This window comes from Cryomorphaceae bacterium 1068 (assembly GCA_027214385.1).
Classification (GTDB): domain Bacteria; phylum Bacteroidota; class Bacteroidia; order Flavobacteriales_D; family Cryomorphaceae; genus JAKVAV01.
This window is the reverse complement of record JAPVXR010000019.1, coordinates 1-26,162: the sequence shown is the minus strand read 5'-3', so window position 1 is coordinate 26,162 and position 26,162 is coordinate 1. Positions and strand designations below refer to the sequence as shown.

The 26,162-nt window shown below is 42.0% G+C and carries 29 protein-coding genes and 2 pseudogenes; 11 read left to right on the top strand and 20 right to left on the bottom strand.

Annotated elements, in window-relative coordinates; translation table 11 throughout:
• The first annotated feature begins 55 nt into the window (after nt 1-55).
• The 5 genes and pseudogenes from O3Q51_17135 (at nt 56) to O3Q51_17115 (ending at nt 2,732) form a co-directional block, all read left to right on the top strand.
• Nucleotides 56-1,183: a helix-turn-helix domain-containing protein gene (locus tag O3Q51_17135; protein MCZ4410543.1), complete on the top strand. Its 1,128-nt coding sequence runs from the start codon at nt 56-58 to the stop codon at nt 1,181-1,183.
• Between the two features lie 108 nt (nt 1,184-1,291).
• The gene (locus O3Q51_17130; protein ID MCZ4410542.1) at nt 1,292-1,687 is read left to right on the top strand and encodes a hypothetical protein; all 396 of its coding nucleotides are present in this window, start codon (nt 1,292-1,294) and stop codon (nt 1,685-1,687) included.
• A gap of 109 nt (nt 1,688-1,796) precedes the next feature.
• Nucleotides 1,797-1,934: pseudogene (locus O3Q51_17125) on the top strand (FKBP-type peptidyl-prolyl cis-trans isomerase).
• A gap of 162 nt (nt 1,935-2,096) precedes the next feature.
• Nucleotides 2,097-2,408 (top strand): hypothetical protein, encoded by a 312-nt coding sequence (locus tag O3Q51_17120; protein ID MCZ4410541.1) that lies wholly within the window; start codon nt 2,097-2,099, stop codon nt 2,406-2,408.
• A gap of 261 nt (nt 2,409-2,669) precedes the next feature.
• Nucleotides 2,670-2,732, top strand: a pseudogene (locus tag O3Q51_17115) (hypothetical protein).
• A 28-nt stretch (nt 2,733-2,760) separates the two neighbouring features.
• Here the strand turns inward: O3Q51_17115 and O3Q51_17110 are convergent.
• Nucleotides 2,761-3,243 (bottom strand): hypothetical protein, encoded by a 483-nt coding sequence (locus O3Q51_17110; GenBank protein ID MCZ4410540.1) that lies wholly within the window; start codon nt 3,241-3,243, stop codon nt 2,761-2,763.
• Between the two features lie 319 nt (nt 3,244-3,562).
• Between O3Q51_17110 and O3Q51_17105 the strand changes: the two genes are divergently transcribed.
• A complete protein-coding gene (locus O3Q51_17105) occupies nt 3,563-4,288 on the top strand; it encodes a class I SAM-dependent methyltransferase (protein ID MCZ4410539.1) in 726 nt (241 codons plus the stop codon).
• Nucleotides 4,289-4,585: 297 nt separating this feature from the next.
• Here O3Q51_17105 and O3Q51_17100 read toward each other — a convergent pair whose 3' ends face one another.
• Both O3Q51_17100 and O3Q51_17095 read right to left on the bottom strand, forming a co-directional pair.
• A complete protein-coding gene (locus O3Q51_17100) occupies nt 4,586-6,253 on the bottom strand; it encodes a T9SS type A sorting domain-containing protein (protein MCZ4410538.1) in 1,668 nt (555 codons plus the stop codon).
• A 401-nt stretch (nt 6,254-6,654) separates the two neighbouring features.
• Complete coding sequence (locus tag O3Q51_17095; protein MCZ4410537.1) at nt 6,655-7,737, bottom strand: hypothetical protein; 1,083 nt, start codon at nt 7,735-7,737, stop codon at nt 6,655-6,657.
• 104 nt (nt 7,738-7,841) lie between these two features.
• Here O3Q51_17095 and O3Q51_17090 point away from each other — a divergent pair, with 104 nt between their 5' ends.
• Complete coding sequence (locus O3Q51_17090) at nt 7,842-8,660, top strand: competence protein CoiA family protein (protein ID MCZ4410536.1); 819 nt, start codon at nt 7,842-7,844, stop codon at nt 8,658-8,660.
• Nucleotides 8,661-9,246: 586 nt separating this feature from the next.
• On the opposite strand, the gene O3Q51_17085 is transcribed toward O3Q51_17090, so the two are convergent.
• The 3 genes from O3Q51_17085 to O3Q51_17075 are packed head-to-tail and all read right to left on the bottom strand — an operon-like array spanning nt 9,247 to nt 11,523.
• Entirely contained in the window at nt 9,247-10,263 is a 1,017-nt protein-coding gene (locus O3Q51_17085; GenBank protein ID MCZ4410535.1) for a CBASS cGAMP synthase, read from the bottom strand.
• A gap of 1 nt (nt 10,264) precedes the next feature.
• Entirely contained in the window at nt 10,265-11,284 is a 1,020-nt protein-coding gene (locus tag O3Q51_17080) for a CBASS cGAMP-activated phospholipase (GenBank protein MCZ4410534.1), read from the bottom strand.
• Nucleotides 11,281-11,523 carry a DUF2188 domain-containing protein gene (locus O3Q51_17075; GenBank protein MCZ4410533.1) on the bottom strand — a complete coding sequence of 81 codons (243 nt, stop codon included), beginning with the start codon at nt 11,521-11,523 and terminating at the stop codon, nt 11,281-11,283. Before O3Q51_17075 ends, O3Q51_17080 begins: the two co-directional genes overlap by 4 nt.
• Nucleotides 11,524-11,817: 294 nt before the next feature.
• Here O3Q51_17075 and O3Q51_17070 point away from each other — a divergent pair, with 294 nt between their 5' ends.
• A complete protein-coding gene (locus O3Q51_17070) occupies nt 11,818-12,888 on the top strand; it encodes an XRE family transcriptional regulator (protein MCZ4410532.1) in 1,071 nt (356 codons plus the stop codon).
• Nucleotides 12,889-13,013: 125 nt separating this feature from the next.
• Here O3Q51_17070 and O3Q51_17065 read toward each other — a convergent pair whose 3' ends face one another.
• From O3Q51_17065 to O3Q51_17005, 13 genes are all read right to left on the bottom strand, one after another.
• Entirely contained in the window at nt 13,014-13,616 is a 603-nt protein-coding gene (locus O3Q51_17065; protein MCZ4410531.1) for a hypothetical protein, read from the bottom strand.
• An 82-nt stretch (nt 13,617-13,698) separates the two neighbouring features.
• Nucleotides 13,699-14,748, bottom strand: coding sequence for a PD-(D/E)XK nuclease family protein (locus O3Q51_17060; protein MCZ4410530.1), 1,050 nt, complete (start codon nt 14,746-14,748; stop codon nt 13,699-13,701).
• On the bottom strand, nt 14,741-15,112 hold the full coding sequence (locus O3Q51_17055) for a hypothetical protein (protein MCZ4410529.1): 372 nt from the start codon (nt 15,110-15,112) through the stop codon (nt 14,741-14,743). The genes O3Q51_17060 and O3Q51_17055 overlap by 8 nt, the downstream gene beginning before the upstream one ends.
• A 27-nt stretch (nt 15,113-15,139) precedes the next feature.
• Nucleotides 15,140-15,358 carry a hypothetical protein gene (locus tag O3Q51_17050; GenBank protein MCZ4410528.1) on the bottom strand — a complete coding sequence of 73 codons (219 nt, stop codon included), beginning with the start codon at nt 15,356-15,358 and terminating at the stop codon, nt 15,140-15,142.
• A 180-nt stretch (nt 15,359-15,538) separates the two neighbouring features.
• Nucleotides 15,539-16,105 carry a hypothetical protein gene (locus O3Q51_17045; GenBank protein ID MCZ4410527.1) on the bottom strand — a complete coding sequence of 189 codons (567 nt, stop codon included), beginning with the start codon at nt 16,103-16,105 and terminating at the stop codon, nt 15,539-15,541.
• Between the two features lie 22 nt (nt 16,106-16,127).
• Nucleotides 16,128-16,655, bottom strand: coding sequence for a hypothetical protein (locus O3Q51_17040; GenBank protein ID MCZ4410526.1), 528 nt, complete (start codon nt 16,653-16,655; stop codon nt 16,128-16,130).
• Between the two features lie 41 nt (nt 16,656-16,696).
• Nucleotides 16,697-16,834 (bottom strand): hypothetical protein, encoded by a 138-nt coding sequence (locus O3Q51_17035; GenBank protein ID MCZ4410525.1) that lies wholly within the window; start codon nt 16,832-16,834, stop codon nt 16,697-16,699.
• Nucleotides 16,828-19,026 (bottom strand): DUF2075 domain-containing protein, encoded by a 2,199-nt coding sequence (locus O3Q51_17030; GenBank protein ID MCZ4410524.1) that lies wholly within the window; start codon nt 19,024-19,026, stop codon nt 16,828-16,830. Before O3Q51_17030 ends, O3Q51_17035 begins: the two co-directional genes overlap by 7 nt.
• Complete coding sequence (locus tag O3Q51_17025) at nt 19,023-19,382, bottom strand: nucleotide pyrophosphohydrolase (GenBank protein ID MCZ4410523.1); 360 nt, start codon at nt 19,380-19,382, stop codon at nt 19,023-19,025. The genes O3Q51_17030 and O3Q51_17025 overlap by 4 nt, the downstream gene beginning before the upstream one ends.
• A gap of 103 nt (nt 19,383-19,485) precedes the next feature.
• The gene (locus O3Q51_17020) at nt 19,486-20,382 is read right to left on the bottom strand and encodes a hypothetical protein (protein MCZ4410522.1); all 897 of its coding nucleotides are present in this window, start codon (nt 20,380-20,382) and stop codon (nt 19,486-19,488) included.
• Entirely contained in the window at nt 20,357-20,959 is a 603-nt protein-coding gene (locus O3Q51_17015) for a hypothetical protein (GenBank protein MCZ4410521.1), read from the bottom strand. The genes O3Q51_17020 and O3Q51_17015 overlap by 26 nt, the downstream gene beginning before the upstream one ends.
• Nucleotides 20,960-21,111: 152 nt before the next feature.
• Nucleotides 21,112-22,272, bottom strand: a complete 1,161-nt coding sequence (locus O3Q51_17010) for a hypothetical protein (GenBank protein MCZ4410520.1) — start codon at nt 22,270-22,272, stop codon at nt 21,112-21,114.
• Nucleotides 22,272-22,613: a hypothetical protein gene (locus tag O3Q51_17005; GenBank protein ID MCZ4410519.1), complete on the bottom strand. Its 342-nt coding sequence runs from the start codon at nt 22,611-22,613 to the stop codon at nt 22,272-22,274. The genes O3Q51_17010 and O3Q51_17005 overlap by 1 nt, the downstream gene beginning before the upstream one ends.
• A gap of 279 nt (nt 22,614-22,892) precedes the next feature.
• Here O3Q51_17005 and O3Q51_17000 point away from each other — a divergent pair, with 279 nt between their 5' ends.
• Complete coding sequence (locus tag O3Q51_17000; protein MCZ4410518.1) at nt 22,893-23,321, top strand: hypothetical protein; 429 nt, start codon at nt 22,893-22,895, stop codon at nt 23,319-23,321.
• Between the two features lie 710 nt (nt 23,322-24,031).
• On the opposite strand, the gene O3Q51_16995 is transcribed toward O3Q51_17000, so the two are convergent.
• Nucleotides 24,032-24,376: a YegP family protein gene (locus O3Q51_16995; protein ID MCZ4410517.1), complete on the bottom strand. Its 345-nt coding sequence runs from the start codon at nt 24,374-24,376 to the stop codon at nt 24,032-24,034.
• A gap of 209 nt (nt 24,377-24,585) precedes the next feature.
• Here O3Q51_16995 and O3Q51_16990 point away from each other — a divergent pair, with 209 nt between their 5' ends.
• Both O3Q51_16990 and O3Q51_16985 read left to right on the top strand, forming a co-directional pair.
• Nucleotides 24,586-24,951 carry a hypothetical protein gene (locus O3Q51_16990; GenBank protein MCZ4410516.1) on the top strand — a complete coding sequence of 122 codons (366 nt, stop codon included), beginning with the start codon at nt 24,586-24,588 and terminating at the stop codon, nt 24,949-24,951.
• Between the two features lie 407 nt (nt 24,952-25,358).
• A complete protein-coding gene (locus tag O3Q51_16985) occupies nt 25,359-25,928 on the top strand; it encodes a fibronectin type III domain-containing protein (protein ID MCZ4410515.1) in 570 nt (189 codons plus the stop codon).
• Nucleotides 25,929-26,162: the final 234 nt, after the last annotated feature.

Here is a 26,162-nt window from a genome sequence, read left to right as displayed (position 1 = left end):
CTTAAATTTCCACTTTGAAGGGTGTCTGATAAAAATGGAGACTTATATTTGAAAAGTGGAACTGTCTTCGGTATTTCTTCTCATCATTTATTCTCTTGGCGCCATTCAGGGTATCTTCTTTGGGATAGTCTTGATTAAGGGGAATGACAGCCGGAATAAAACCGCCAACAAGATTTTATCCTTTATTCTTTTTGCGCTTTCTTACCGCCTATTCATTCAGTGCTTGAGAATTTTCGGAATAGGCTATTACGATACCTGGTATTACTTCATGATCGATGTGAATTGGGTATTCGGGCCTCTCTTGTATTTTTATACCCGATCCATCGTAGTGCCGGGTAAAAAACTCACTCGAAAAGATTGGATACACTTTTTGCCGCTTCTGATCCAAATCGCATTTAGCGAATTCGTTCGGCTTCAGAACCTCTATTGGGACGGAACCCGTGAAAGCCTCTCTTGGCTGGGGTACTGGGGATATGTGGCCTGGATGAACATGCCGACGGTGAATTTAGTGGCCAGTGCGATCATCGTTGTCTATTCCATCAAATCACTGCGATTGCTGGCTTACCAAAAATCCCTTCCCAACGTCAAAGAAGACCATTCGGAATGGATCAAAAGAATCATCCTCTCTTTTGCCATATACTTTACGCTGATATTTGGTATCCTCATTATTGACCTCAGTTCCTACGAAGACCTGCCTTGGTATTTTCACTTCGAGCAGTTTTACTACTATCCCTACTTCATAGGACTGGCCATACTAACGTATTGGCTAGGCTTTGAGGGGTACAAGCGCAGAAATCAAGCGGGCATTCTATTTCGATCTGAACTCTCTGGTTCGGACAAAACGCAGCTTGAAAGTGTATTGCATTCGATCAAAGAGGCAATGGTGAGAGAGCAGCTCTTCAAAGATCCCGAGCTTTCGCTCAATTCACTTGCCGAAAAAGTCGGAATAAAATCCTATCTCATCACCAAAAGTTTGAGCGAGATCGAAGGGGTAAGTTTCAGAGACTTTTTGAATTTATACCGGCTTGAAGAATTCAAAAGAATGATGAACGCACCCGAAGCCAAGAATTACGATTTGCTGAGTTTGGCCTTGGAAGTAGGCTTTAACTCAAAGTCTTCATTTAATCGCGCGGTTAAAAAGCATTATGGCATTCTGCCAAGTGAGTTGAGGTCTTCTCAATAGTTTCAATTCTGTTTTTGACATGTCAAGTGACACGACAAGAGGTGTCAATTCTCGAAACGAATCGCGTGAAGCCCCCTTCTGACATAGGTTTGCCAAAAAACAATAATTATGAAAACCATTATTTCATTCGCATCATTACTACTATTGTCTATTTCGAATTTGAATTTTGAGGGCGTCTCTACAGAAGCCGATCCTCAGGAACTTATCGGTATGTGGAAGCTGGACATGACACCGCACATTCCAGACGACAATCAATTTGCCATCATGGAAATCGGCAAGATAAATGACAATACATTTAAAGGCATCTTTTACCGCGAAGGCGTCAAAATTCAGAACGGTCAGCTAAATTCCTCAACCGGCCGGATATACGGAGCCTTGGTTTCAGGCGACAACTCAGGCTCATATAATACCAGCTTCTACCTTGAGGATGGCAAACTGTACGGGTCTACACATGCCATTGAAAGAAACTTCCTCTCCGTTTGGGTGGCGACGAAAGAAGAATAGGCTTTCTCAGATTAAAATTGATTGCGGTTCTACGAGAATATCTTATTCGCAGGTTTGAGATTCTCCGATACAACTCAGTTTCAGGGAAGGGTTAAAAAGCAAAAAAAATGGAATTCATTTTTTCAAAGAAGGTGGCCGTGGTAAGTTACTTATACCATCGGGATTGGCATACGGCAGCAGCCCGCGTCCCTGCATACCTGCCAATAGCGTGCTCATCTTTGATATTCATTTGATTGAAGTGCTGTGATTTGAAGATGGCACACGGTTTATACCCCGTAGCAGAGGGATATTCATAGAAATCAATTGATAATCGACTTCATCAGAGGCCCGGCTGCTAAGTGAGTTGAATTACATTCAACGGAAACAAGACTTTTACCTTCGTACCACGAAACTTGAAAAGTCAATTGAAATGACACTTACCAGAATTATTTATGCCTTCGGAATCCTTACCATCCTTGCGGCTACATCATGCGTGAATGTTGAGAAAGAAGTTAATGTAGAAGAAACTCCAAAGCACTTATTGATCAATCTCACCAGCGATGCCACGGTAAATGCACACGGCTCGATGATGGGACTCCATTTTGCCGAAAAAGCTTTGAAAAATAACATGGAAGTAACCGTCTTCTTAAACGTAGATGGGGTGAAGCTCCTTAGGTCGGGAGCCGATACCATCGTTTTCGATGGAGAGAACATCCGAGGACTTTTAGATAAAGTTGCTTAGGAAGGTGGTGAACTCGTTGCTTGTCCGCACTGTATGAGGATACACGGTCTCGATAAATCCGATCTTCCCGATCATGTTACCTTCGGTGAAGAAAGTGTGGTGATGGGTAAAATCAAAGAAGGCCCAACGGTCTTTACCTACTGATTGAGTAGTTCGCTTATTGCGTTGGCAAGAGGACGAATAAATGAGCGCAGGGAAACATAACCTACGCTTCGCCAGAGTTTAATGGGTTCTATATCTATCCTCCGGTAAGTCCATGCCATTCGCTTTTCGACTCTTGATGCTATTTGTACTGCACTTCATCGACAGCACGGTGATCTTTTGGAATACACGACTCATCGAGACCCGCGGCTTAAAGTATGGCCGCGGTTTCCAACATCTCAGATAAGAATTCGGCATTCTTCTCCTGAACCGAAGATACCTTATATCTCCAAGCCAAATGCCTGATCCGATCCAAGTCATAGCTGTACCTGCTTTTCTCTTCGGGGCAAACATCATTGACAAAAGCTCGATTGTAATACAAATTGCTGAGCACGGGTGAGACCCCCGCATAGGCATACGACATAGCCAGCTTTTTACCGAAATCGGGATTCGAGCACTTGAATACCTCTCCTACATCCTGGCTCAATTCCTTACTCATCTTTCTGATCTCATCGGCGAGGATGCCCACGGTTTCTTTGTCAGCATCGACCATCAAGGTCCCATTAGTCTCCACCAATTCGCGAAATTCGTTGATCTTGAATTGAAAAGCTTCGTAAGCCTCCATTTCATCAACTTGGCTAAAGCCAATAGAAACAAAAAATAGTGTGGCAATAAAAAGGGCTGTAGTCTTCATGGCTGTATGTTTTAGTACAATCAAAACAAATATGAAGCCAAAATCTTCTAGAAAATGCTCCGATCCATTGCGTTTGTCTGAATGGGTAAATGAATTCAGCCTTGCCCCTTGGATCGGACGCAAGTAATAGCTAAAAATCGAGTGAAGATCTAGCTTTCCGCCCGACTGGGTGATTTTGTGATTGCCCTTTTTGGTGAAAGGAGAAAAGGAAGTATCGCGGGATGGCAACTGAGCGAAACGTTCTAACGCAGCCAAGCAAGTACATTCGGCGGGCGGGATGAAAAGTAAAGGAGTACCTTTAATTACCAATACCATCCCTATGTCCCTCTACGACCGAATAGGCATCAATTACAGCGACCTGAGAAAACCCGATCCGCGGATAGAAGCGACCATTTGGAAAGAAATCGGCGATGCCAAAACCATTCTCAACATAGGTGCAGGAGCGGGTTCGTATGAGCCACCTCAACGTAACCTTACTGCCGTGGAACCTTCTGCCACCATGATTGCTCAACGCCCCGAAGGTGCCGCTCCAGTGGTGCAGGCGTCGGCAGAAGATCTCCCTTTCGGCCTTAATGAATTCGACCTTTCTATGGCCATGCTCACCCTCCACCACTGGAAAGACATGGCAAAAGGACTGGAGGAAATGAAGCGCGTCTCGCGACGGCAACTCCTCTTGACTTGGGATCCGCACCATGCCGGGTGTTGGCTTGCCCAAGATTACTTCCCCGAGATTCTCGCGATCGATCGGGCCATCTTTCCCTCTTTCGAGGAAATAGAAAAGCACCTCGGCCCGATGAAGCGCATACCCGTGCCTATACCCCACGACTGCACCGATGGTTTTGCCTATGCCTACTGGCGAAGGCCCGAAGCCTATCTCCTACCCGAAGTAAGGCAGGCCATTTCCACCTTCACCAAAATAAAAGAAACAGAAAGCGGGCTGAGTAAACTTCGCGAAGACTTGGAGTCGGGCAACTGGGAAAAGCGCTACGGATTCCTCAAAAATAGGGATGCCTTGGATTCGGGGTATGCGGTTTTGGTAAGTTGAAGTAAAGAACATTTTCCGCTTTGGTAGGCGGCAAGTGATGACAAATCGATTCTCTGCACATTACAGGAAGTATCTTGTTCGATTCCTTGGTACATATCAGTCACCAAAAAAAGCAGTGTCATTTATCCTCACCACCAACGAATCAAAACTCAACGAAGGGTTTTTTCTGTTTACGGGGTTTGTAGTGATGAGCTTGTTTGTTTCGCAGCGGATGGATACGGAGAAGGCGTTAATCTGAAAAAGCGTTAGCAAGCAGGGGCTAATAATAGTTCTGCGCCTTTGTTCTTATCCTAAATACTACTCTTTGATCAATTTACCAGTAGAAACCGTTCCCCGTCGGTTTATCTTGTACACATAAACGCCACTCGATAATTCCCTTAGATCAAAAGCAGAGGTATTGATAAACCGTTGTTCAAAAACTTTTCTCGACGAAACATCAAAAATCTCAATGACAGTGGGGCCATCAGACTGAACGTTAACCGTATTGTAAAAAGGATTGGGAAACACACCGACTTCATTGGGCTCATCCAAGCTTGACGCGTTGAGCGCAGCATCATAAGTCAATTTTGCCAGATAGAAATCATGGCTACCGGAATTGACCACCGGGTTAGCCGAAAAGTCGAGGGAATAACTCCCGAAGTAGCCCGCCAAATAAACGTCGTTATTCAATCCACTGGCTAAGTTCATTCCATAATCATGATCCTGTCCTCCCATAGAATTTGCCCATAGGGCATCACCACTTGCATTGTAAGCAGCTATGTATATTTCATTGTATCCTGTATTTGAATTAATCAAAGGATAATCGCCGAAATTAAGGAAGGAACTGGAGAAATAGCCGGCTACAAAGACGTGGTCATCCGCATCTACACAGACATCAACACCGTAGTCATTGCCCGTTCCTCCGGGAGTTCTTCCCCATAAGGGGGTGCCATCGGGATCGAATTTTGCCAAAAATATGGCTCTGGTTCCTGGGGCGGTACCTAAGGTATCCTCCCCGAATGCAAGCGAGTATTGAAAGTAACCTGTTATATATACATTCCCTTCTGAGTCTGATGCTATTCCATTTCCCGAAGCATAGTTTCCGAAGAAAGGCACAACTGCGCAGTGTGCCCAGATGTTATTACCATCCGAATCAAATTTTGCCGCAAAGATTTCCTGGTAGGTGGACTCGTTGGGACTTACTATTGTATTGTCGCCAAACTGTGCGGCATTTTCGAAAGATCCGGTTACCAAGATATTGTCCTGTCCATCAACAAAGACATCTTCGCATAAATCAATAGATGGACCTCCGATTCGTTTGGCCCAAACCTCATTTCCATCGGGGTCATACTTGGTTATAAAACCGTCAAAACTCCCCGCCTGATTAATCAACGTCAGGTCGCCAAAAGTGATGGCACCATTCCAATAATAACCTGTCATATAAACATTTCCTTGGGAGTCGGTGGCAACGCTTTTCGCTTGCTCACAACCCTGTCCTTCGGGGCTTTTGGCCCATAAAAAATTGCCGTCAGAATCGTACTTTGCGATATAGATGTCGTAGCACGTGCTATAGGTTGAGTTATTGCTGAACTCAGTTGTCCCAATGGAAAAAGTAGGACTTTGAAAATATCCCGTGATAAAGACATTTCCTGAAAGGTCCGTGCAAATGCCGTAAGCCCAATCGGCAGCTGCTCCGCCCTCGTTTATTGCCCAGATCACTTCGCCCGACGAATCGTATTTGGCGATAAAAATATCCAAACTTCCCTCCCCCGTATTGTACAAGGTAATGTCTCCGATGGTGGTGGAAGCGCCTAAAAAAGTTCCGGTGACATACACATATCCATTCGCATCGGTACAAACCGCATTGGCATATTCACTGCTGAAGCCGCTGTTAGATTCGGCCCAATCCCAAATAGGATCCTGCGAAAAAATCGATTGGACTAATACAAGTGAGGACAATAAAGTGAGGACAACGTTGAATCGCATTTCGGTTTTCACAATTGGTTAGCGTGATTGATACCAGCTATTGCCGGATTTTCATCCTATCAAGAATACGCAATACATTAAGACATTACAAAATAGGAATTTCTGCATTATTGTGATGCAATCCAGCACACAACCCTCCCTTCACCGTAAACGAAAAACAATGATCTCCAAATTTCTCAGGCTCTTGTAGCGACTTATACCTCAAACCATTGGCTTGACTTTGAACGAGAATGGTTGGAATTAACTACAAACAGAACGTGATCGTGATGAGGTGATAAAGCCAACTTGAAAGAGTTCTTTCTCTTTACGGGGCTTGTGGTCATGAGCTTGTTTGTTTCGCAAGGGGGGGATACGCTCAAAAGAGAGTAGCGCAAGACAAGCGAACTATCGCACAATCCACCTCAATACAACACATACTCATAATCCCACCGTTTGCGCTGGCCGTAGTCTTTGTTCCAGTAGTCTTTTTTGATCAGCCTGCCTGCCTCGTCGTAAGTGTAGAAATAGTAAAAGGTCAAATCCAAATTGCCCATAAACCTGCGGTAGTAGCGCACGGCGGTCACATTTCCCTTCTCATCGTATTCCAGGTCGCGCCTTTGTTTTTCCTTTTTCTTCTCAATGATGGTTTTCCGCACCTCATTGCCTTCGGTGTCGTAGAGGTATTCTATGCACCGTTCTTCTTTCCCCTCAGCATTTATAAGAGTTGCTTTGACGAGTAGTTCAGCTTCGTTGTATTCATATTCCCAGCGGAGGTTCTCTCCCCTCCTGCTTTGGTAACTCACGAAAGAAACCTGATCGGAAGAATCGCGCACGATCGCTACCTGACTTCCCGATTGGGACTTTCGGTCATCATCATTTCTATACCCCACCAAGTTTCCCTCATCATCGTAGGTAGCCTCCAGCCATCGGGTGGGTTTGCCCCTTTCGGCAATGGTTTTGCGGGTCAGTTGATTCTCTTCGGAATACTCATAATCGTATTGGTACTTCACATACCCGTTCTTATCGTACTTCACGATGGAGGTAATCAGCGTATCGTCCCGATAGGTGTAGATCCAATGGGCCTTGAGTTTTTTCTTCGTCCCTTTCAGCAATTTCACTTCTTGTAGCAGCGAATCGCGAAGAATCCATTGATGACTCTTGGGCGTGGAACTGTATACTTGCTCGATGCGCACCTTGCCATCGGTTGCGTATAAAAACTGATAGGAATCGGTTACTTCACTCGCAGTTGGATTGTATTGATCGAAGCTTACCAGACGCTGTGCCGTGTCCAGTACAGCGACTATATCCAAAAAACCGGGCTTCTTGATTGGCTCGCGGCTCATCGCGCCCGCCCAAGTCTCCGATATCCTCACCTCCTTCACCGAGTCGAGATGATCCAAATCAATGCTCGGCGGCCGCTTAAAATCTCTGTCGTACACCCCTGCCTGCCCGAAAAGGGTTGATCCCAATAGAAGAAGGCTCGCGAATAGACCAAACTGTTTCATGCGGCAAAAGTAGGGTTTTGGGGATAGTTCGGTATATTTGAATTTAACTCTAACAAGAACAACAACCACTCGAAGGTGAGCGGGATAATAAAAAGCTCAGCCCAATGAAATACGCACTTATCAATGGCGAAAAAACCGAAGCAGCAAATGGCTCTAGGGGATTTTGTCCTAGCTGCGGCTCAGAATTGATTGCCAAATGCGGCGAAGTAAAAATCAACCATTGGGCCCATAAGGGAAAGAGAAATTGCGATCCTTGGTGGGAGAACGAAACCGAATGGCACCGAAACTGGAAGAATAAGTTCCCGGAGGAATGGCAAGAGGAAATCCACACCGATCCAAAAAGTGGAGAAAAGCACATTGCCGATGTTAGAGCTAAGGATGGCCTGGTATTAGAGTTTCAGCACTCTTACATCAAGCCAGAAGAACAGCGATCACGCGAGGCCTTTTACAAGCGAATGGTTTGGATAGTAGATGGCACAAGGCTTAAAAGAGACTTCCCCAGATTTTTGAAAGGGATGAAAGATGCCATGACAGTGAAAGAAAGGATTTACAGTACTGATTTTCCTGAGGAAGTTTTTCCAAAGGCTTGGGTCGAATCTGAAGTTCCCGTCATACTGGATTTTGGAAGAGGTACACTGGCCGATGATCCTCATTTGAAAATAAAACAGAATCTCTATTGCTTACTGCCCATAAGGTCAAACTTTGGATTTGAAATGTACATAGCCGAGTTTTCTCGGAAACCATTTATAGAAAACGTAATCAATTGCGAATTTTTCAAGCGATCATATATCTTCTGGAAGCAGGTAGTTGTAGAGGAGCAAGGGCGTTTAAAAAGAATGGAGATCGAAAGAAAACAAGCTGCAAACCGTGCTTTTGCAGCTTTGACCAATCGGAAGATCAGCAGAAGAAGAAGGATTTTTTAGAGACAGCGCGTATTGCTCAATTAGGGAAAGTGCGTATCGCTCTGCGTACATGCACTTAAATAAAAACACAGCTCAATATGCTAGTTTTATTAAAAAATTGCTGCCTTCAAACCAGCTTATCGATGACGCCTACATAGCTCTCAATTCAATTTTTTAGGACTAACTATTTTTTGGTCTTTTCCATGAGATACAAAAGGGTGAAGCCATTCTCCTTTTAACAGGTACAATTCGTAAAAAACAAACCATTCATGAGTCCAAGGAATTATTGTATCGTGTAAATTTGTAGTGCTGTCCCATTCTAAATCTGTCTTATGATAAAGACATAATGAGTTGTCTTGTGGGTACATGTGTATGTCATCATTGTATTCAATTTTTGGGCTTATTACATGCACAACTGGGATTGAACTAGGATTATATTTTATTCGATATTGGTAAGTATCTGATTCCTCGGTTGGTCTATAGCTCCCGTAGCAATACAGTATTGAACCTTTTACAGTGCAATTGAGATGCTCATAATGCCTTCTCACCAGAGCCATTTGTTTACTAACAACTACTACAGGGTTTACTCTATTCTTAGGGTTAAATCTCATTCTCCACCATAATTTTTGTGAGGCATATGGCTCACCCCACTGTTTTCTTGTATTTGACCTGAATTGTTGAGCTTTGCCTTTCCAGCCAGAATAGAGGCTGCCGTTGCTACCAAAATCGATTCTTGCTTATCCACATTTCTATCTTCACCTTCAGGGAAGTAAGACCCCAAGTATTTTCTCCAAAGTTTACTTGCTCTAAGTTGATTTTCTTCTGATTCAATCGCCTTATCAGCATCTTCAATGAGTGATCTTATTGAGTCCAAGAAGTATTCTCTGCTTCCGCTAAAGTTTGCAAGTAAGTCGTCGTTAGGGGTTGTTGGCATCACGCAAGACCAATTTGCTCTTAAGTTGGATTCAATTTTTTTAATCGTGTTTCTCAAACAAACATCATCTCGGTCGTCGTATTCAATTAATCGGGCTGCAAGGACCGTCATTGTCAGTCCATTTGGCATTTTGTTCGATCTATTATCACACCATGCTTTAAGGTACCTAACAATCCGAATAAGTTGGCCATTGGCATCTTTTATTTCATTGAACCACAGACTGAATTCTTTGGGGTCACTCAAGGCCCATTCACTATTCTTAACAGCTAAATGTGGCTTTTCGTTATCGTCAGTTTTGCTGAGTTTAAAATAAACCGGTAAATCAATGTGATAGTCATTTGCGTAAATAACTCTAATGCACCTTTGCCTGTGTTGGGGTTTTACCGATGTAGCGTTTTCAACGGCCTCCCAAACCCATTTTTGAAGTGTTGTACCTGTTTCACCTGGCTTAGGAAAAAAGTATACTCCATTATCTAAGTCGCAAGTGTCATCTTTCGTACGAATCATAGTACCCAAAGAGTAAGAACCTTGTCCTTTAAAAAAAGGAGTGTACTTATTATGTTTTTCTTTGAAATGTGTTCTGATTCTATCTCTGAGAGTATCTCTTGAGGTCATCAGGTTTGTTTTTTTGGCAGGCTTAATGTTTAAGTTACCATTGAAGGTTTGAAAAAGGTTGTGGCAATTTGACATATTATACAGTTTTATAGGTTTTTGATGTGTTAAAAAAGTGCATTACTTCAGCTTTGTTTGCATTTGTAAATCCATCTTGATTTCCCAAGGATTTAAGGGTTGCCAAAGCTTTTTTGTCAGCTCTATCCATTTCGAGGACTTTCATTTGTTCGCTTGAAAGCTTTGGGGACTCTATCCTTACATACTTCGCTCTTGAATCAATTCTGTTTATTGCATTTTGAAGAAAGAAATGAGTGAAAAAGGCCTGCCCATCCATGGATGTCTGGATAAGCCTCGACTTCCAACCGATAAATGACCTTCTCTTGCGTGATTTAGCTGCCCATCCGCTAGCTTGAGATATACTAGCAATTGAAAGTATTTCAACATGTGTATACTCCTTTTCTTCACCTACAAAAAACTTCAGAGCCTCTAGCAATCCGCACAGTGAAGGGTTATTTGCCCAGACACCACCATCGACAAACATTGTGTCGTTATATTCGTGTATTGGTAAATATGTTGGAGCAGCTGAAGTTGCCAAGGCAGCATCAACCAATGGAATTTCTTTGTCCATAAAGAACCCTCCTTCCTTATGCGGAAACTTGAAAATACGAGGCATTCCAGAAGTTAAATTAAAGCTTGGAATACAAACCAGATTATCGAGTTCACCTAATTTTTTGTCCTTGAATGTGCTTGTCAGCTGCATTCTTAATTGTGTGGCTGAATATTTCCCCCAAAACAATGTTTGCTTGAGGCTTTGAAGTTTAGATTGAAAGAACCTGACAAAGCGATAATTATTTGTGGGAAAAATGCTTTTCCCGTGTTCTGAATATAATTCGGCCAAGTCTTCAGCCTGTTTTCCAGATGCCACTCCTAAGGCTATGAGGCCACCGGTTGATGTCCCGCAAATCATATCAAAGCATTCGCCTGCCTTCTTGCCAGCCTTTTCTTCAAGTCTTGCGAGCAATGTTGCGCTGTACAGCCCTTTGATACCACCACCATCGATGGACAATATCTTAAACGGTCTACTTACTGGCGTGCTCAATGCTTCTTATCTTTTGGCGGGTTAGGGTCATTTCCATAGCTATTCGGGTTCTGAATTCTCCCATCTCGTTTGTGCGGAATCAACTCAGCTCCATCCTGTTTTGCTTTTTCCTTGCCCCATTGCATGGCTTCATCTTTTTTATCAAAGTGTTTAGAAGCTCTTTCTGCATTGTTCTTCTTTGCATCCCAGCCCCCTCTTTCTTTGTTGGGGACTATATGTATTTCTTTTCGTTTTGACATAGTTCTTAATTTGTGTTTTAAACGTTTAAGTCTTCGAAATTCCGACCCGAAGAAATAGCCGATGAACTGATTAAATGATACCTTGCCATCAAATGAAATAAGCCCATGGTTGACATTTTTCCAACTATGATGCCATTCCGTCCTAACGGTTGTCTACTCTGTTATTTTTTCGACAAAACGCAATAATTTGTATATTAACACCTTTAACAGGTGACGGATTGACAGAAGTGTGCCATTTACAGGAAATAATATGCCACATGAGTATGACTGTTGACAATATGAACCTAAAAGTCAATGACTGAATTAACATTTCAACCAGAACAACTTAAGTCAGCTCGAAGGCTTCGAGCCCTTTCTTTGCGTGAGCTATCAGAGCTTTTAGAAGGGAATGGATTTGAACTTTCGAAGCAGGCAATCAGCAAATATGAGAACGCTATAGCACAGCCATCTACTGACACGTTGGCAGAATTGGCAAAGGCCTTGAAAGTTTCTACTTCATATTTTTTCGAGACAGAAACGATTCAACTGAATAAAATTGAGTTTCGGAAACTCGACAACTACTCTGTTAGGGAAACCGAACGAATAGTTGAAGTGGTAAAGATTGAATTGGCAAAATATCTTGAATTAGAATCTATTCTGGGGATTGAGTCTGTATTCACCCCTCCTGAAATAGACAACAGAATCTCAAATCTCAATCAGATTGATGATTATGCCGAAGAACTCAGGACTAAATGGCAACTTGGGCTATCTCCAATTCCCAATGTCATCGAAATGCTCGAAGACAACAACATTAAGCTGATACAGATAAGATCAAGTGTAGAGCTCGATGGTTTTTCAACCTTTGCAAATGATGACTTTCCTGTGATAGTATTAAACAGGGATAAGCTGGATGAAAAACAAGATCGTAAGAGATGGACTGCCTTGCATGAGCTTGGACACATATTGCTTGATTTTGTTGATTTACCGCAAAAAGAAGTGGAACGGTATTGTCATTATTTTGCAGGGGCTATGTTGTTCCCTAAAAGGAACTTCCTTAAAGAAATTGGTGAGCAACGGACTAAACTATCACTTCATGAGTTGGCATCGTTTAAACAAGAATATGGTGTTTCAATGCAAGCAATAGTTTATAGGGCTAAAGAGTTGGGCGTTATCAGCCAAAACTATTATCGACAGTTCTTCTTTATGCTAGATCAATTAGGCTATAAGGTGAATGAGCCTGTGGCTTATTACGGCAAAAAAGCCTCAAGTCGTTTTGATAAACTGCTATTTAGGGCCTTATCGGAAGAGATCATTGATATTGAAAAAGCGGCTGAACTCAAGGACATGTCAGTTGAAGAGTTTAGGAGAGAGTATCCAATTATATAGCAGACTCAACTGCATAAAGGATGAAAATTTGCTTTTTGGTATAATAAGCTTTACGTTCCTACATAACTATTGATAGGGAAGAGAGGTATTCCTAGGTATCATTCGTTTACTATCTCCTCTCCTTTCTAACGCATCGCTTCAAAGTAAAACCAGCCTTCTTTTTCTACCCAATCAAATTCTAAGTTTCGAAGAAGTAAGATATCAGGGTCTCTACTTTTTGATTTCCATTGTCCTTTCCAAGTTGGGGTTATTGGAATGTTTGCCTTGTATTTAGTCCCATTGGTTGTTGTTACTGCTGCTCCATGTCCTACATTGTTATTCTGAGTATAGTATTTATTATCTGTCAAACAAATGAATTGTCTGATATGAAAGTCCTTGTAATTATCTAATCGTTGAATGTCTTTTAATACATCATACATATCTAAATCCGTACCACGATTTGATCTTTTTCTAAAGCATTTTAGTTCGATTGCCGCTTTAGACTCCCCCAACTGGCAGGTAATATCAATGTTTTGGCGTCCAATACCTGTTTCTAATTCTACAGTAAAGGCCTCGTCTTTTTTTGTACAGTAAGCATTTCCTAACACTTGTAGAATTCTTGCAAGCTGTAATTGCATAGAAGCCTCTTTGTTTATAGGTTGACGCCCACTTACGATGCGTGAAAATAGAATTTGCCATGCCTCATTGATAACATGCTTATGTCTTAAATGTGCATCTTCTGTAATCATAATACTACTTCCTATTTTTCTCCCTCAAAAACCTCCTTCAAACAACTTTGCATCCAGTGTTTTTGGGTGGTTTGGTGGGTTTCTATTTCCTTATAATAACGTTGTCACTCCACCCCAATTCAGGAGTCATTTCAATAAACTTTCGAATCTTCTCAAAGCTCTCTTTAAACCATTGTTTAATTTCTTTGTCTGAATTTTCATTCTCGATAAAAGTGTAGAGTGGTTGGCGGTTACGCAATCCTAAGCCAATATCGTAATTTTGAATAAATTCAAATAGTTTGGATTTCTCCGCCAATTCAAGAACCTTCACAATTTGCGGGTGGTCTTTGCTTAGCCAAATTTGAGACTGTAGTTGCACTTCATCAAAATCAATGGAGTAGAGTATCTCAGAATTGACTGACGTGTCTTTCAAAGGATATGGTATTGAATTAGAAATTCGATTTTTAGCCTCCAGATCGTTTCGCCTATCTGTTTTGTGCCGCTTAGCTAATTTGGCTTTCGGGAAAGCGTTTTTGAAGTTTTTGGCCGATTCTTCAATATGATACTCCATTGTATCATATGTATTTCTAAAGTTTTTCAGGGTGACCACTGTGTCGGTTGATATTGAGGGATCTATTGCCATACCATTTTGTTGTAAGAAGTTTAAATAATTTGAGGCTAGAGCGTCATCGTTATGATTCTCGGCTAGTAATTTGCCAATTTGAAACCAACGGAACTGAGAAAACTCGAACTCTGCGCGTTGTTTAATATCAACATTTTTTGTGCAGTACTTTAAATGAATATTCTTCTTGTTCTTCAATTCAGCATTGGCATAATACTTATTCAGCACTTGCGTGTAACGATCAAGTTGTTCCCAGCCTTCCTTAGAATTAACCTTGTTTTCAATAAAACATACGGTTGACTCACTCTCCAATACCATGTCAATGATACAGTTACTTGTTTCAGCTAAAGAGTAATGCGCTTGAGTTGTTACCTTGTATTCTCCTCTTGAAAGTTCAAGAAAATCAATGAATGAGTCTAATATACCCGGAGACATGTTGAGAACACCTGCAAAGCACTCCGTATTGAAATCTTCTAACGGGGTCCTATTGCTATTTCTTTTAGCGTAAAGCATATATAGTTTGCTAAACATAGCTGCTGATTTTTTTCTCTAACACTCGCCTTAAACAAATACCACAGTACTCAGGCATTCTACCCAAAGGAGTAAAGCCCTGAACAATCACGTTTATATTCTCATCCCTCATGTACTCATTGATCTCAAATGCCTTTCTTTCATGATCAAAAGCTAAGGTATCTATGCGCAAGCTATCCTGCGGAAACTCCGTGCAGATAAAGTCCAAGCCAAAAAGGGTACTTAGGTTATCTTCCAAGGACTGTATCTCCTTCTCCAGCTTGAAGGGCTTGGGCTTGATTTCTTGGAGGCGGGAGGAAGAGAGGGTGTAGAGGCTCATTCTAACGTATTCAATTAATTCGATGGAATAGCGATGTATTACCATTTTTCTATTTAAAACATTCTCTGATAATCAGTTCTCGATTTCTTTTGAATATGGTATCGGTTCGTAGTCTCGTTTATCTCCGTCAATCCAATATGTCTTTCCCGTTCGAGTATCTATCAAATAATCGGCGTTAGACCCATTAAATTGAAATCTTCCGTTATCCTTTGTTTCATTGTAGGTGTAAGCGATCCAGAATAAAGCGATCGCAATACAGAAAGTGGCAAAACCTTGTAAGTTATTTTTCATTTCGTGCGCGACTTAAAGTTACTGTTATAAAATGGCCTGTAATTTCAATTCCCAATACAAGCACCGTGAATGGCCTATTATGAATCTGTTAGTCTCCTTTCTTAAGCTTAAAGGGCTTGGGTTGATTTCCTTGAGGTGGGAGTAGTAAATGGAGTAGAGTTTCACAGCTTAACTATTTTCTCACTTTATAATTTCAATTTCAACCACTTTACCGATCACAAAAAATTCATCAGCATCGACTAAATAAGACCAACCATAATCCTCATCATAATCTGTTTCAAGCTTTACACCAAACTGTCTAATCCTGTCTATTTTTATCACCATCATGCATTCATCCATAATTCCTAAGAAACTATCAGAGTTTTCCGATAAAACTTTTTTGACATGCCCCTCAGTTAATTTCAAATCGAAATAGGAAGCTGAAAAGCCCCTGGTTTTGATGGAGGCGTACTTTTCTTCGCCCTTGCTATATATATCTAAAATCTCAGCATCTTCAATGATTTGATATCCATTGACAATTAGATTTTCATACTGAATAGAATATGGGTAATCCAAAGTGTCCCATAATGCGTTTATCTCGTATTCTTTTGCCCACTCTTTGAGAATGCGTTGTTTCCTTTCCTGTTTTTCCGCTTTTTGAATTTCAGATTGTCGCTGTTCGCGATGTATTTCTTCTGCTTTCTCATCAGTAAATGAGCATGTCGTCAGGAGAAAAATTAAAATAGCAATTTGGGTGTGTTTAACCATAACCAATCTTTAATTTGATAGCCTAGATGTCATCCTTCTGCTCTTTACCTATGACATTGCCTTCTAAATCATACCAGAACCTATATTTTTTACTTTGATCAGAATCATGGACCTCGTATAACTTGATCCCATTGACATCGTATTTTACCAATATGGCCTCGGTAGTTTCATTTTCACGATCACCATCTGAGTAATACCGAATAGTATATTCTACCTCTTTGTCCTTAATCCCATTTATGTGATAGTAGCTCTTGATGTAGGTCTTCTGATCTGCCGAAGACATTGGCAGTAAGCGAGTATCTTCTTTGAGAATGCTGTTAGAATAGTACTCTTGAGCCTGAACGAGTTTTCCAGGGTATGAGTTTTCGTACACAGCACGCTTTCGTAAAGAGCCGTTGGGATAATACCAATTCCATGTCCCAATTCGGTCTTCTCCAACCTTCATTCCCTCAATCATTTTCTGCCCATTGTCAAAAGATTTCTCAATTAAAACTTCTCCTTCAGGTTCTACCTTAGGTTCGGGCGAACAGGCTGTAATTAATGTGATCAATACTAGGCCAGTATAATATAAATGTCTTTTCAGTTTCATAATTATTCTACTTCAACCCCCTCCTCAACCGCTCTAAAACTCTCCGAGGCCGATTCTATATTCTCTACGATCTCATTGGCCAAGATATCGGGATCGGGTAAATTATCCAGATCAGTTAGGCTTTGGTCTTTGATTACCATATTATTACATATCTAAAAACCCCAATCACTACCAAACTCTCCAATTCATCGTTATTCAAAATGAGATCTGAATACGATTGATCATCACTCATTGGCTCCAATCGAATGGACTGATGTGTCCACAATTCTCCTGTTACTTGCTTTTCACTGCGGTATCTTTTGACAGTATAGCCTGCACCAAAATCAGATTCCTGAATATCTTGATGCTGCACCAATACAATTTTGCCGTCCCTGCTACCTCCGGTATATTTTTCGAAAACACACCATGAACCATTGGGTATAACCTTATTCATCGATTTTCCAACAACCTGACATACAAACTGTCCTTCTTTTGGAACGAAGCCATCGACCTTCATCCATTGAAACTCCTCGTGCTTCTGTAAGTCACTCCAACCTCCTGCAGCTGCTTTGATGTCGACTACGGGCAGACTATCCTCGAAAGGGGTTACTTCTTCTGCAGAGTAGAGTCGTAGCTTTTTGGCTTCGGTATGCTGCCTTTCAATAAAGGGCAAATGCTCCCTTAGATAATTACGTAAGTGTTCATCACAGGCATAGAGGTAGGTACCGTGAATAGCCCGCAGCAGAATAGTCTTGTAGATGTTGAGTATGTAGTCTTTCAAAACCGCAGGGTCATTAATCCCCGTGCGTCCGGCCTTATCGTGGTAGTTCTCCTTGATAATTTCAATCTGCTTGGTATCTGGATTATAAGTGATCTCCTTTCCCAATATGATCCCTGCATAATTCAAGTCATACCCTTGGGTAGTATGAATGCATCCTACTTCATTCACCGCGTTAGATGAGTTGACCCAATCTATATTTGTTGTATTCCAGCGGAGTAAGATTCCGTCTACTGTAATATCAAATGCCTCTTGGTTTTTTTTCGAGATCCACGGCCACGAATAACCTGACACCAGTCTTGATAAACCTTTAGATAGATCATTCTCTTTAATGGCATCTACCATCTCCTTTGCCGATTCAAACAGTTTAAACTCGTAGTGATCCGCCTGCCATTTCTCGCTTTGATCGAGCTTTCCTTTCAGCAAGCGATCAATAAAGTCAACGTAATTTGTGCCTCCTTTCACTCTGAACTGGGAGCGCAACTCACCTACGAACGTAGTTGGCGCTTCTTTGAGTTCAAAAAAATCTTCATAATCAACATCAGACGGCTTTATCGATTGATCGCGGTCATAGAATAGGATGGTCTTTTCTGCCTGCATCAATACCCAATCCAATTCATTCCCTTCATCTTTGGGGAGATCCAAGCGTTCATTGGCCTCGTCAAAAGGTTTGAAATATGGCCCTAGATTCTTCCGCTGCCGCAGTCGATGCGATTCATCCACTAAAAGGATATCGTAGTTATTTCTGGAAACTTCTGCAGGCCCGATAACCATCTTTGCATTTAAACCGTGTACATTTCTGAAAACGGTCTGCAATGTCTTTCGAAAAGACGCCATGGGTACGACAATCGCAACCTTCGGTTTGGGAAACTGCTTTTGAAGAACTTCCAGATTCTCCAGCAACTCAATCTCCTCCTCGCCAAAATCGCTAAAGTCGAAATCATCCAAATCAGACAGTAGCGCCTTGACTAAATAGACAGCCATAATTGATTTACCCGTTCCCGCGCCTCCTTCAATGACTGCAGCATTGTATTGATCATCAGCCAATATCCGCACCAGATCAACCATGTTTAGCCTTTGCTCGGCAGTCAGTGCTTTGTAAGGTGAATACTTGAACAGGTCTGAATTATCGATTACGTCCAATCCGTTGCGAACGATACCTTTCTCCTTCAAGCTCGACCATAACGACTGGAAGAGATCCCAATAGACTTCCTTCTTTTGAAAGTAGTTGTGGTTTGACAGGCCCAAGTTTCCGTTGAGCAATTTGTACTTCCCGTCGCCCGAAAAGTATCGGATTAAATTGGATTCAATATCCAATGTCGCAGACTTATTGAACTTCTTGCTTGTGACCAAATGCACTGCAGTAAGGTGATTCTTCCTTGAGTTCCTGAGGTGTGTTGCCAAACGTGAAGCAGCATCAGCAGTTTCTCCGATATAGGCTTCCTTCACTTTTCCATCACTCAGTATATAGACTACGGGCCAGTGGTCTTTGACGTAATAATCTTGTTCGATCAGGGAGGGCAAGGAATCAGAAAAAGAATATTCCTTCAACTCAAACCTGAGTTCCTCACTCATAGTTCCGTATACTTTTTTGCTGTTCCGTGTGCTTTATCCGCGGGATATTTTTCCGCATTCTTTTTCACCTTATCCAAAACAAGTTGCTCGGGATCCAATCCATGCTTTTCCGCTAAGAGCAATGCAAAGGATAAAACATCAGCTAACTCTTCTTTAAGTTTCTCCTCTTTTACTTGATCAATCTCTTCTCCTTGCTTCCACAAAAAGAGCTCATTGAGCTCTGCAGCCTCGATGGATATGGCCAATGCCAAGTCTTTTGAATTATGAAATTGCCTCCAATCTCTTTCGTCTCTGAACTTGAGTAATGCTTGAATGGCTTTTTCCATTTCCTCTTGGTTTTGTCCTTCGAGTCGAATATCCGAAAAACATGTGGGATTAAGAGACTATGGTGCAAGAAATAAGAGTTTTCGCTGCACGGAGCAATATGTTGTGTGCTTTTTTGCATTTACATCACAGGAACTATTCATTAACATCCTGCAGTTTCTCGATTCTCGATAGATTCAATGCGGCTCTATCCAAATTTTTAATTGCTTTTTGCAATTCTTTCTCTTCCTTATTGCTTAACTCAAAGTTCTCATTGGAAGAAATCTTCTCTAGTTCCGTGGAGTAATTCTGTAATAATCTATTTTCTAAAAGGTCTTGCATTAGCAAATCAGGCAGTTGTGAATCATCCAATTTTTCAAGTTTTAAAAAGGTCTTGTCCTCAATATTTAATTCGATTGGCTCTTGTTTCACCTCATCAAGTTGTATTTCTAGTTTTTCGTCATTTAACAGTTTAGGAATTTCTAAATACAGCTCGTTTGCCTCTAATTCTTCGATTGCTTCCAACTGATCCTTGGGTAGGATATTTTTCATGTGAATCTTTTCTTCCGGGCTCAATAAAGAGTATGCTATCGCAAATTCAGGTGCAATCTTAAGGTCAACATATGACCCTGGTAGACCACTCCCTGGATCCGCAGAATTTACAACTCTTCCAGATAAAGGACAATCAGAACTTGGCTTGCGATCCAACCAAAGTACCTGAGCTAAATATCGCTGCGAACTTGAATAGTTATTCTCTCTGTCCATGATTTGAGCGTAGAGAGCAGACCTGTCTGAAGATTTTCTTGGAATGTTCAGTTTTGCTATTTTCTTAGGGTCTAAGCTCTCAATTAAATCTTCATACCAGTCAAAAAGGACATAAGCACTGAATTTTGCATCTTTCGACGGCTCTGATTCCAGTACATCACCATAATCGGCAAATCTTTCAAGAGTCGATTTCCCATTTTGTGCTGTAGTAGTTATAGGCAGAACGAATAGAAGCAACAATTGGCTAGTTGTCTTAATGGTGTTACTTGTAGAGATTCTCATTTTCAAAAGGCTTGGTATTGGTTGTATCTTGTTGTTGGTTATCATTATCCTCAATTTCCGCTTGGAACAGATTATAGGGAATTATTGGATTTACTGTGAAACCAATATTGCTTGTGCTCAAGACCGTGGATAGTATCACAACAACGCCAAGTACTGAGTAAATTACCCCGGGGCTAGAACTTATTATCGATATTTTAGCCTGATCATTTAAAGACCCATCAACTACCGTTGGCATATTTCTGATTCCTCTTATGATCATAATTGAACCAAGAAAAACCATTACCACGCCTATTAGAAATCCCACAAACTTAATTGAACTGGAGGCTACCAAACCTCGTGAACTATGACCCGCAATTCTATTGGTCTGTTGAACTTGGGCTTTGAAGTAAGCTACTTCTATTCTATCAGACTTATCAAACTTGATATCTGTCGAAATTTCGTCTTGATAGGCCATTTCAATCAAGTCAAGCTGCTTTTCTTTGGCTTCACTTAAGTAATGGTAAGCAAAGCCAGTTGCCAACAACGTTAAAATGTATAGAACCCAATCCTCTGGGAATATTCTTCGTTCTCGATCAATTTGCATGGCCATCATTTTAAGGTGTTTCTCCTAAAGTTAGCAAGGTTTCTTTATTCATTAGAGTCCGCAATCATCCTGCTGATGGAGTTAGACAATTTTAAAAACTAATTGAAAGACTCAAAGCAAGTGTGAGTATCAAAAAAATGCTATTTCTGGGGCTAATTCTTTAACCCAAAAATCAAACTCAAAGCTAATTGCGTTGGATCAGTTACCCCATTCTGCCATTCCATAAAAAACTGATCAACTGAAATACTGAAAGCAGTATTTTCTTTAAAGGCATAGCTCAGCGTTAAGTCTGCTTTCTGCTCAGGATCAATATCCGTGTTGGGAGCACCTCTGTAAACATATTCACCCGTAAGAGTGAATTTATCGCTTACATCAAAAGAACAATTCACACCGAGATCGGCGTAAAAAACATCTGTAGAAAGTTCTTGAGGATCATAGGAAAAGTTGGAGCCCCTCAGCAGTGCAGTAAACTCAACATTATCATTTTTTTTTGGAAGGTAGTGGTAGCTTATCCATACAGCGCCCCTATTTACTTCACTATAACCTAAATCTCCCGTCGGAAAATCAAAGGCTAAAGCTCCACTCAATTCTAATATCCCACCATACCTTGAAGAAACATCGTATACTCCACTTGGCAAAGTTGCATTCGGGTCTTGGAGTTTATCGTTCCAATTATCGGCTATTTCCCTCAACTTTTTTGCCAATACTTGGTTATTCAAATCTACTTCATCTTCAACGAGCTTTGCTCTGACATACTCGAGCTGATCAGCACTTACAGTAATTGCAGGTTCAGAGTCTATTGCTGCTTTCAACTCTAAATTTGAAGTAGCCGAATTCTCAACAATGTCTGCAAGACTGTAAAGGGTTGATCCAAAGACGACGTCAGAATTTAGGTTAAGTATTTTCTTGTTTTCAATTTTACCTGGAATCAGGTACGTCCTGAAACCAAATCCGAGCCTCTGAAAGCTACCATTAACTGAATCCACAACCTGTGATGAAGCGAGGGATAATCGAAGATCCCTAAACGGATCAGAAGAATCGAGCTCCTCCAACGACCCGCTTCTGCTTTTCATATAAAATGGCATCAATTCTAGAGCAAGGTCATTGGGAATAACACTTCCTGCAGTAGGTGAAATGTTTGTTGTCAATGCCGTTACAAGGGAACTGTAACTTCCCACCCTATTTACTTCAAGACTTGGGTTACCCAAAATTACGCCTGCCGGATATGCCGGTACTTGAATGTCTACTTCATCTTGTGAATACAATATTCCAGAACTTAGAATAAAAACTGCGGCAATACATAGCTTCTTCATTAGATAAAGTTTAAGGTGATTCTAAATTCGACTAATTGATTTTTTTTTGCCTCATATTCCAATTCTTCAGTGTGAATGGCCTCACCGTTCACAGCAACATCTACTGATACCCAATTTGTATTTGGGTTTCTATCTAGCACTGCTGATGTCCAATACATATAATTGCCTTTGGCATTTCTAACCGTTGTAGTCCAAATTGTAGATTGTGGATTTGGATAGATATCCGGACGAATTCCCTTTTTCCAGACGTGCGAACCTGGCTGGAAATCTCCTATTGTAACTTCTAAAACATTCGGACTTTGGCCTACTTGAACGTTTAGTTCAACTTCTATAATTTTCATAGTTAAGATTTTTGGTTAATTGCTTACTAATTGATTGAATCATCAATTCTAACCATCTAATCATCAACATCCAAGCTCAATTCCTACTTTCACTACAAATTGGGGGAAAATACTCACTATTTTCGGGGATTCACCCTCTCCTTTCTCAGGAAAATACCCCCCAATTTCTCAGAAAAACCCTATTTCATCTCCATCACACATTTTGGACATAGCCTTTAATGGGCCCCCTCTCCCAAAACCATTGGAACGATTTATGCACTCCCTGGAAAAAGCCATTCCATGAAATCTGTCTTTGTTTTTTTGTTGTCCCTTCTGATGCTTTCCCTTGTGGCAGAGGCTCAGGATAAGACGATTCCTGTAATAAGTGAAACCACTGCCGCGGCGCCCGGATCGGAAGAATATGCCATGGTCTATTATGTAGAAGGGTATCGATGGAATTCGGTAGCTATCACCTATCCCGACGGCTCGGGGAAAAATGACTCAAAGAAATTCAAGCGCTCCGAATCGCCGAGATTTGGCAATTACGCGTGGTTTATGCCTTTCCTCAATGATCTCATTGCAGAGGGGTATTCCATTAAGTCGCATACCATGTCGGCAGCAGTCAATGATGATTCAAACGTTCGGATTCATTTCTACGTGATGGCCCGCGCGATTGACCGCGATGCAGATACCATAGAACCGGAACGGAAGATCGGCATTGAGCTGTAGGTCTGCTTGGTTAACCACGGCCGTCTTAAATGTTATGGGCTCGCAGGCTCGCTTTTTATCCACGGATAGACACGAACCGAAGCGCAGCGGAGCTCGACGAAGTCAATGAACACGAACCGAAGCGCAGACGCCCTTAACAAAGTCAATGAGCTTTGATGCCGTGGGGCGTACCCTTTAGGGTTAGGGCGTGCGTGCCAGGCTCGCAAGCTCGCTTTTTATCCACGGATGAACACGGATGAACACCGATGGTTAGGCGTGCTAGGCTCGCAGGCTCGCTTTTTATCCACGGATAGACACGAACCGAAGCGCAGCGGAGCTCGAAGAAGTCAATGAACACGGATGGATATAAAAGAGCACAATTGAGAATTAAAAAAAATAGAGTCGAACACGTGTCCCCCGCTGGCGGGGGTGGATTCGACGACCGAAGGAAGGAGAAGACGGGGGTGGGCAATCCTTATCACCCTCCCCCACCTCGTGCCTCGGCACCCCCTCCAAAAGGGGGATATGATCGCGGAAACATTGACTTGTATACTTAAAATCACAATCCCGTGTTTAATCAAACCAAGAGATGATCTTGGACTCGTGTCCCCCTTCGTCAAGAGGGGGTGGATTCTGCGAGGAACGAGCAAAAGACGCTGGTGGTACGTTCGCTTCGCTCACGAATATTAACCACTGCGACACAGCGGAAGAGCGAATGAAGCTGAATAAACTCAAACATCCAATTCCTCCACGGTCACCTTGTGAGCCCGCGCCATTGGTATGTATATTTCGAGAGCTTCGATGCCCTTTTGTGCATTGTAGCGGCTGGTGTATGAGTGGCTCGTAGCAATAACGTTGCCGTCAGCATCGCGCATTTCGATGTAGAAATTGCCCTTGCAGTCGTCTACAATAAAGTAACGCTTGGCTTTAGCGGCCTCGCGAATGGCGGTAATACTTGCCTTGGCTTGTTTGATGTTATCACATTCCATCGGATCGAGAATGAATTCGTCGCGGCGGATATAAAAGGTCAGAGTAGCTCCTTGGCTGTGTTCGTCAATGATAAAATCGGGCTTCATCGGCTCAGTGTTTAAGGTTGGTTATCGCACCTACACCGCTTCCCCTTCTTTCTGTTTCGAATAGTCCGAGGAATAGACTAGGGCGAGATCTGGTTTAATATGAAGGTAAAATTTAAATACCAATTATCCAAATACCATCCTTCAGTTCTCATATCTTAGCATTTCATTCTTATCATTATTGCCGTGAGTATACGTTCAAAGCGGCCGTGATGGTATTCCATTTCTTTTTGCTTCCATGCAAAGCAAAATTGATGATATGCAAAGCAAGTATGATTGTCATCAAAGCGTTTTTGATGGGTATCAAAGCAAAATTGTTTATCGTCAAAGCAAGTTTGATTGGTTTCAAAGCATCTTTGATTGTTGTCAAAGCAAAATTGTTTGTCGTCAAAGCAAGTTTGATTGTCATCAAAACGTTTGTGATTGTCATCAAAGCAAAATTGTTTGTCATCAAACCGTTTTTGATTGTCATCAAAACGTTTTTGTTTGTTGTCAAAGCAAAATTATCAATCGTCAAAAAGCCTTTTTCGGCAAAAATCTCAATTGATTTTCACGGAATATATTCTGATAAAATCTAATTTCATCAATTATTTTAAATTTTTTTTCAGTTAATTTCCAGCAGAACTTTTTGATTTTAATGACATTGAAAAACGGTGAAAAGAGACGGAGAATAGCATTGCCGTAGAGTCATTATCCCTGATGGAACTGGTCTGAAAGCCGCGGCAACTGAAGGTGCTGTTTTCAAATACCCGCAGCTCAAATTCCAGCGGATAAAATGATTTGATTTTTCCTTCCCAAATTTTCGAACGCCTGCACACAAAAATCTAACACACTGCCTGTCTGACTGTTACGTAACCATTTTTCGACAGCCCCCGTTTCATTTAGCAAGCGAAACACAACCGAGTTTGGAAGTGTAGCTTTAACACTTCGTCTTATGACAAGTATTAAATTAGGCCTGGCGCGCCTCAATCCCAAGTCGCTATCCATGTTTACGCGTAACGTCCTGAAAAATATGGACGGAAACGCCAATTTCCCAACCCCCACACCAGCCCTTGCTGACGTCACAACGAAGTTGGACGAATTCGAGGACCTGGCCCTGCAAGCACAGTTTCGCGATGGGCGAGCTATCTTGTATCGAAACAAGGCAGGCGATGAATTGAAAGACATGCTTCGTACCCTGGGCGCTTATGTGTCTATGGTAGCTGAAGGAGATGCGTCGATCATCGTGAGTGCCGGATTTGAAGTACGCAGTCAGTCAGAACCCACTCCCCCCTTGAGTGATCCGACTGATTTGAGTGCAACGAGAAGCAACCGCAGCGGAAAAGTAGAGCTGGACTGGGAGACTGTGAAGCATGCCTTGAACTACGTCGTGGAGATGACCACCACCGATCCGGTAAGCCCCACGGCTGAGTGGATCAATGCGGGAACCACCTCGAGGAGTAAGTTCACGGTAGACAACTTGGAGCCGGGCACGTACTACTGGTTTCGGGTGAAGGCCTTCGGTCGTCGAGATAACAGCGGGTATAGTGACCCTGCGGTGGTGATGGCAGCGTAAAGGAGATGCTCTCCTTAAGCGTTGGGCTTGCAAAACCTCTGTACCGTCTAAGGCGGTCGGAGGTTTTTTGGTTCCACGGGGGTGCGGGTTCGCTACAGTTCAACTCCGCTCACTGACCGCGCTCACGGGGTGTCCACGGATGGACACGAATGGCCACGAATGGATATAAATGAGCACAAATGAGAACCAAAACAAAATAGAGTCATGTACGTGTCCCCCGCTGGCGGGGGTGGA

What these genes read in the sequence shown, in the direction of transcription:
- O3Q51_17130 (MCZ4410542.1), top strand. Translation starts at nt 1,292, where the DNA reads ATGAAAACCATTATTTCATTCGCATCATTACTACTATTGTCTATTTCG.
- O3Q51_17120 (MCZ4410541.1), top strand. Translation starts at nt 2,097, where the DNA reads ATGACACTTACCAGAATTATTTATGCCTTCGGAATCCTTACCATCCTT.
- O3Q51_17110 (MCZ4410540.1), bottom strand. Translation starts at nt 3,243, where the DNA reads ATGAAGACTACAGCCCTTTTTATTGCCACACTATTTTTTGTTTCTATT.
- O3Q51_17105 (MCZ4410539.1), top strand. Translation starts at nt 3,563, where the DNA reads ATGTCCCTCTACGACCGAATAGGCATCAATTACAGCGACCTGAGAAAA.
- O3Q51_17100 (MCZ4410538.1), bottom strand. Translation starts at nt 6,253, where the DNA reads ATGCGATTCAACGTTGTCCTCACTTTATTGTCCTCACTTGTATTAGTC.
- O3Q51_17095 (MCZ4410537.1), bottom strand. Translation starts at nt 7,737, where the DNA reads ATGAAACAGTTTGGTCTATTCGCGAGCCTTCTTCTATTGGGATCAACC.
- O3Q51_17090 (MCZ4410536.1), top strand. Translation starts at nt 7,842, where the DNA reads ATGAAATACGCACTTATCAATGGCGAAAAAACCGAAGCAGCAAATGGC.
- O3Q51_17085 (MCZ4410535.1), bottom strand. Translation starts at nt 10,263, where the DNA reads ATGTCAAATTGCCACAACCTTTTTCAAACCTTCAATGGTAACTTAAAC.
- O3Q51_17075 (MCZ4410533.1), bottom strand. Translation starts at nt 11,523, where the DNA reads ATGTCAAAACGAAAAGAAATACATATAGTCCCCAACAAAGAAAGAGGG.
- O3Q51_17070 (MCZ4410532.1), top strand. Translation starts at nt 11,818, where the DNA reads ATGACTGAATTAACATTTCAACCAGAACAACTTAAGTCAGCTCGAAGG.
- O3Q51_17065 (MCZ4410531.1), bottom strand. Translation starts at nt 13,616, where the DNA reads ATGATTACAGAAGATGCACATTTAAGACATAAGCATGTTATCAATGAG.
- O3Q51_17060 (MCZ4410530.1), bottom strand. Translation starts at nt 14,748, where the DNA reads ATGTTTAGCAAACTATATATGCTTTACGCTAAAAGAAATAGCAATAGG.
- O3Q51_17055 (MCZ4410529.1), bottom strand. Translation starts at nt 15,112, where the DNA reads ATGGTAATACATCGCTATTCCATCGAATTAATTGAATACGTTAGAATG.
- O3Q51_17050 (MCZ4410528.1), bottom strand. Translation starts at nt 15,358, where the DNA reads ATGAAAAATAACTTACAAGGTTTTGCCACTTTCTGTATTGCGATCGCT.
- O3Q51_17045 (MCZ4410527.1), bottom strand. Translation starts at nt 16,105, where the DNA reads ATGGTTAAACACACCCAAATTGCTATTTTAATTTTTCTCCTGACGACA.
- O3Q51_17035 (MCZ4410525.1), bottom strand. Translation starts at nt 16,834, where the DNA reads ATGGTAATCAAAGACCAAAGCCTAACTGATCTGGATAATTTACCCGAT.
- O3Q51_17030 (MCZ4410524.1), bottom strand. Translation starts at nt 19,026, where the DNA reads ATGAGTGAGGAACTCAGGTTTGAGTTGAAGGAATATTCTTTTTCTGAT.
- O3Q51_17015 (MCZ4410521.1), bottom strand. Translation starts at nt 20,959, where the DNA reads ATGCAAATTGATCGAGAACGAAGAATATTCCCAGAGGATTGGGTTCTA.
- O3Q51_17010 (MCZ4410520.1), bottom strand. Translation starts at nt 22,272, where the DNA reads ATGAAGAAGCTATGTATTGCCGCAGTTTTTATTCTAAGTTCTGGAATA.
- O3Q51_17005 (MCZ4410519.1), bottom strand. Translation starts at nt 22,613, where the DNA reads ATGAAAATTATAGAAGTTGAACTAAACGTTCAAGTAGGCCAAAGTCCG.
- O3Q51_17000 (MCZ4410518.1), top strand. Translation starts at nt 22,893, where the DNA reads ATGAAATCTGTCTTTGTTTTTTTGTTGTCCCTTCTGATGCTTTCCCTT.
- O3Q51_16995 (MCZ4410517.1), bottom strand. Translation starts at nt 24,376, where the DNA reads ATGAAGCCCGATTTTATCATTGACGAACACAGCCAAGGAGCTACTCTG.
- O3Q51_16990 (MCZ4410516.1), top strand. Translation starts at nt 24,586, where the DNA reads ATGGTATTCCATTTCTTTTTGCTTCCATGCAAAGCAAAATTGATGATA.
- O3Q51_16985 (MCZ4410515.1), top strand. Translation starts at nt 25,359, where the DNA reads ATGTTTACGCGTAACGTCCTGAAAAATATGGACGGAAACGCCAATTTC.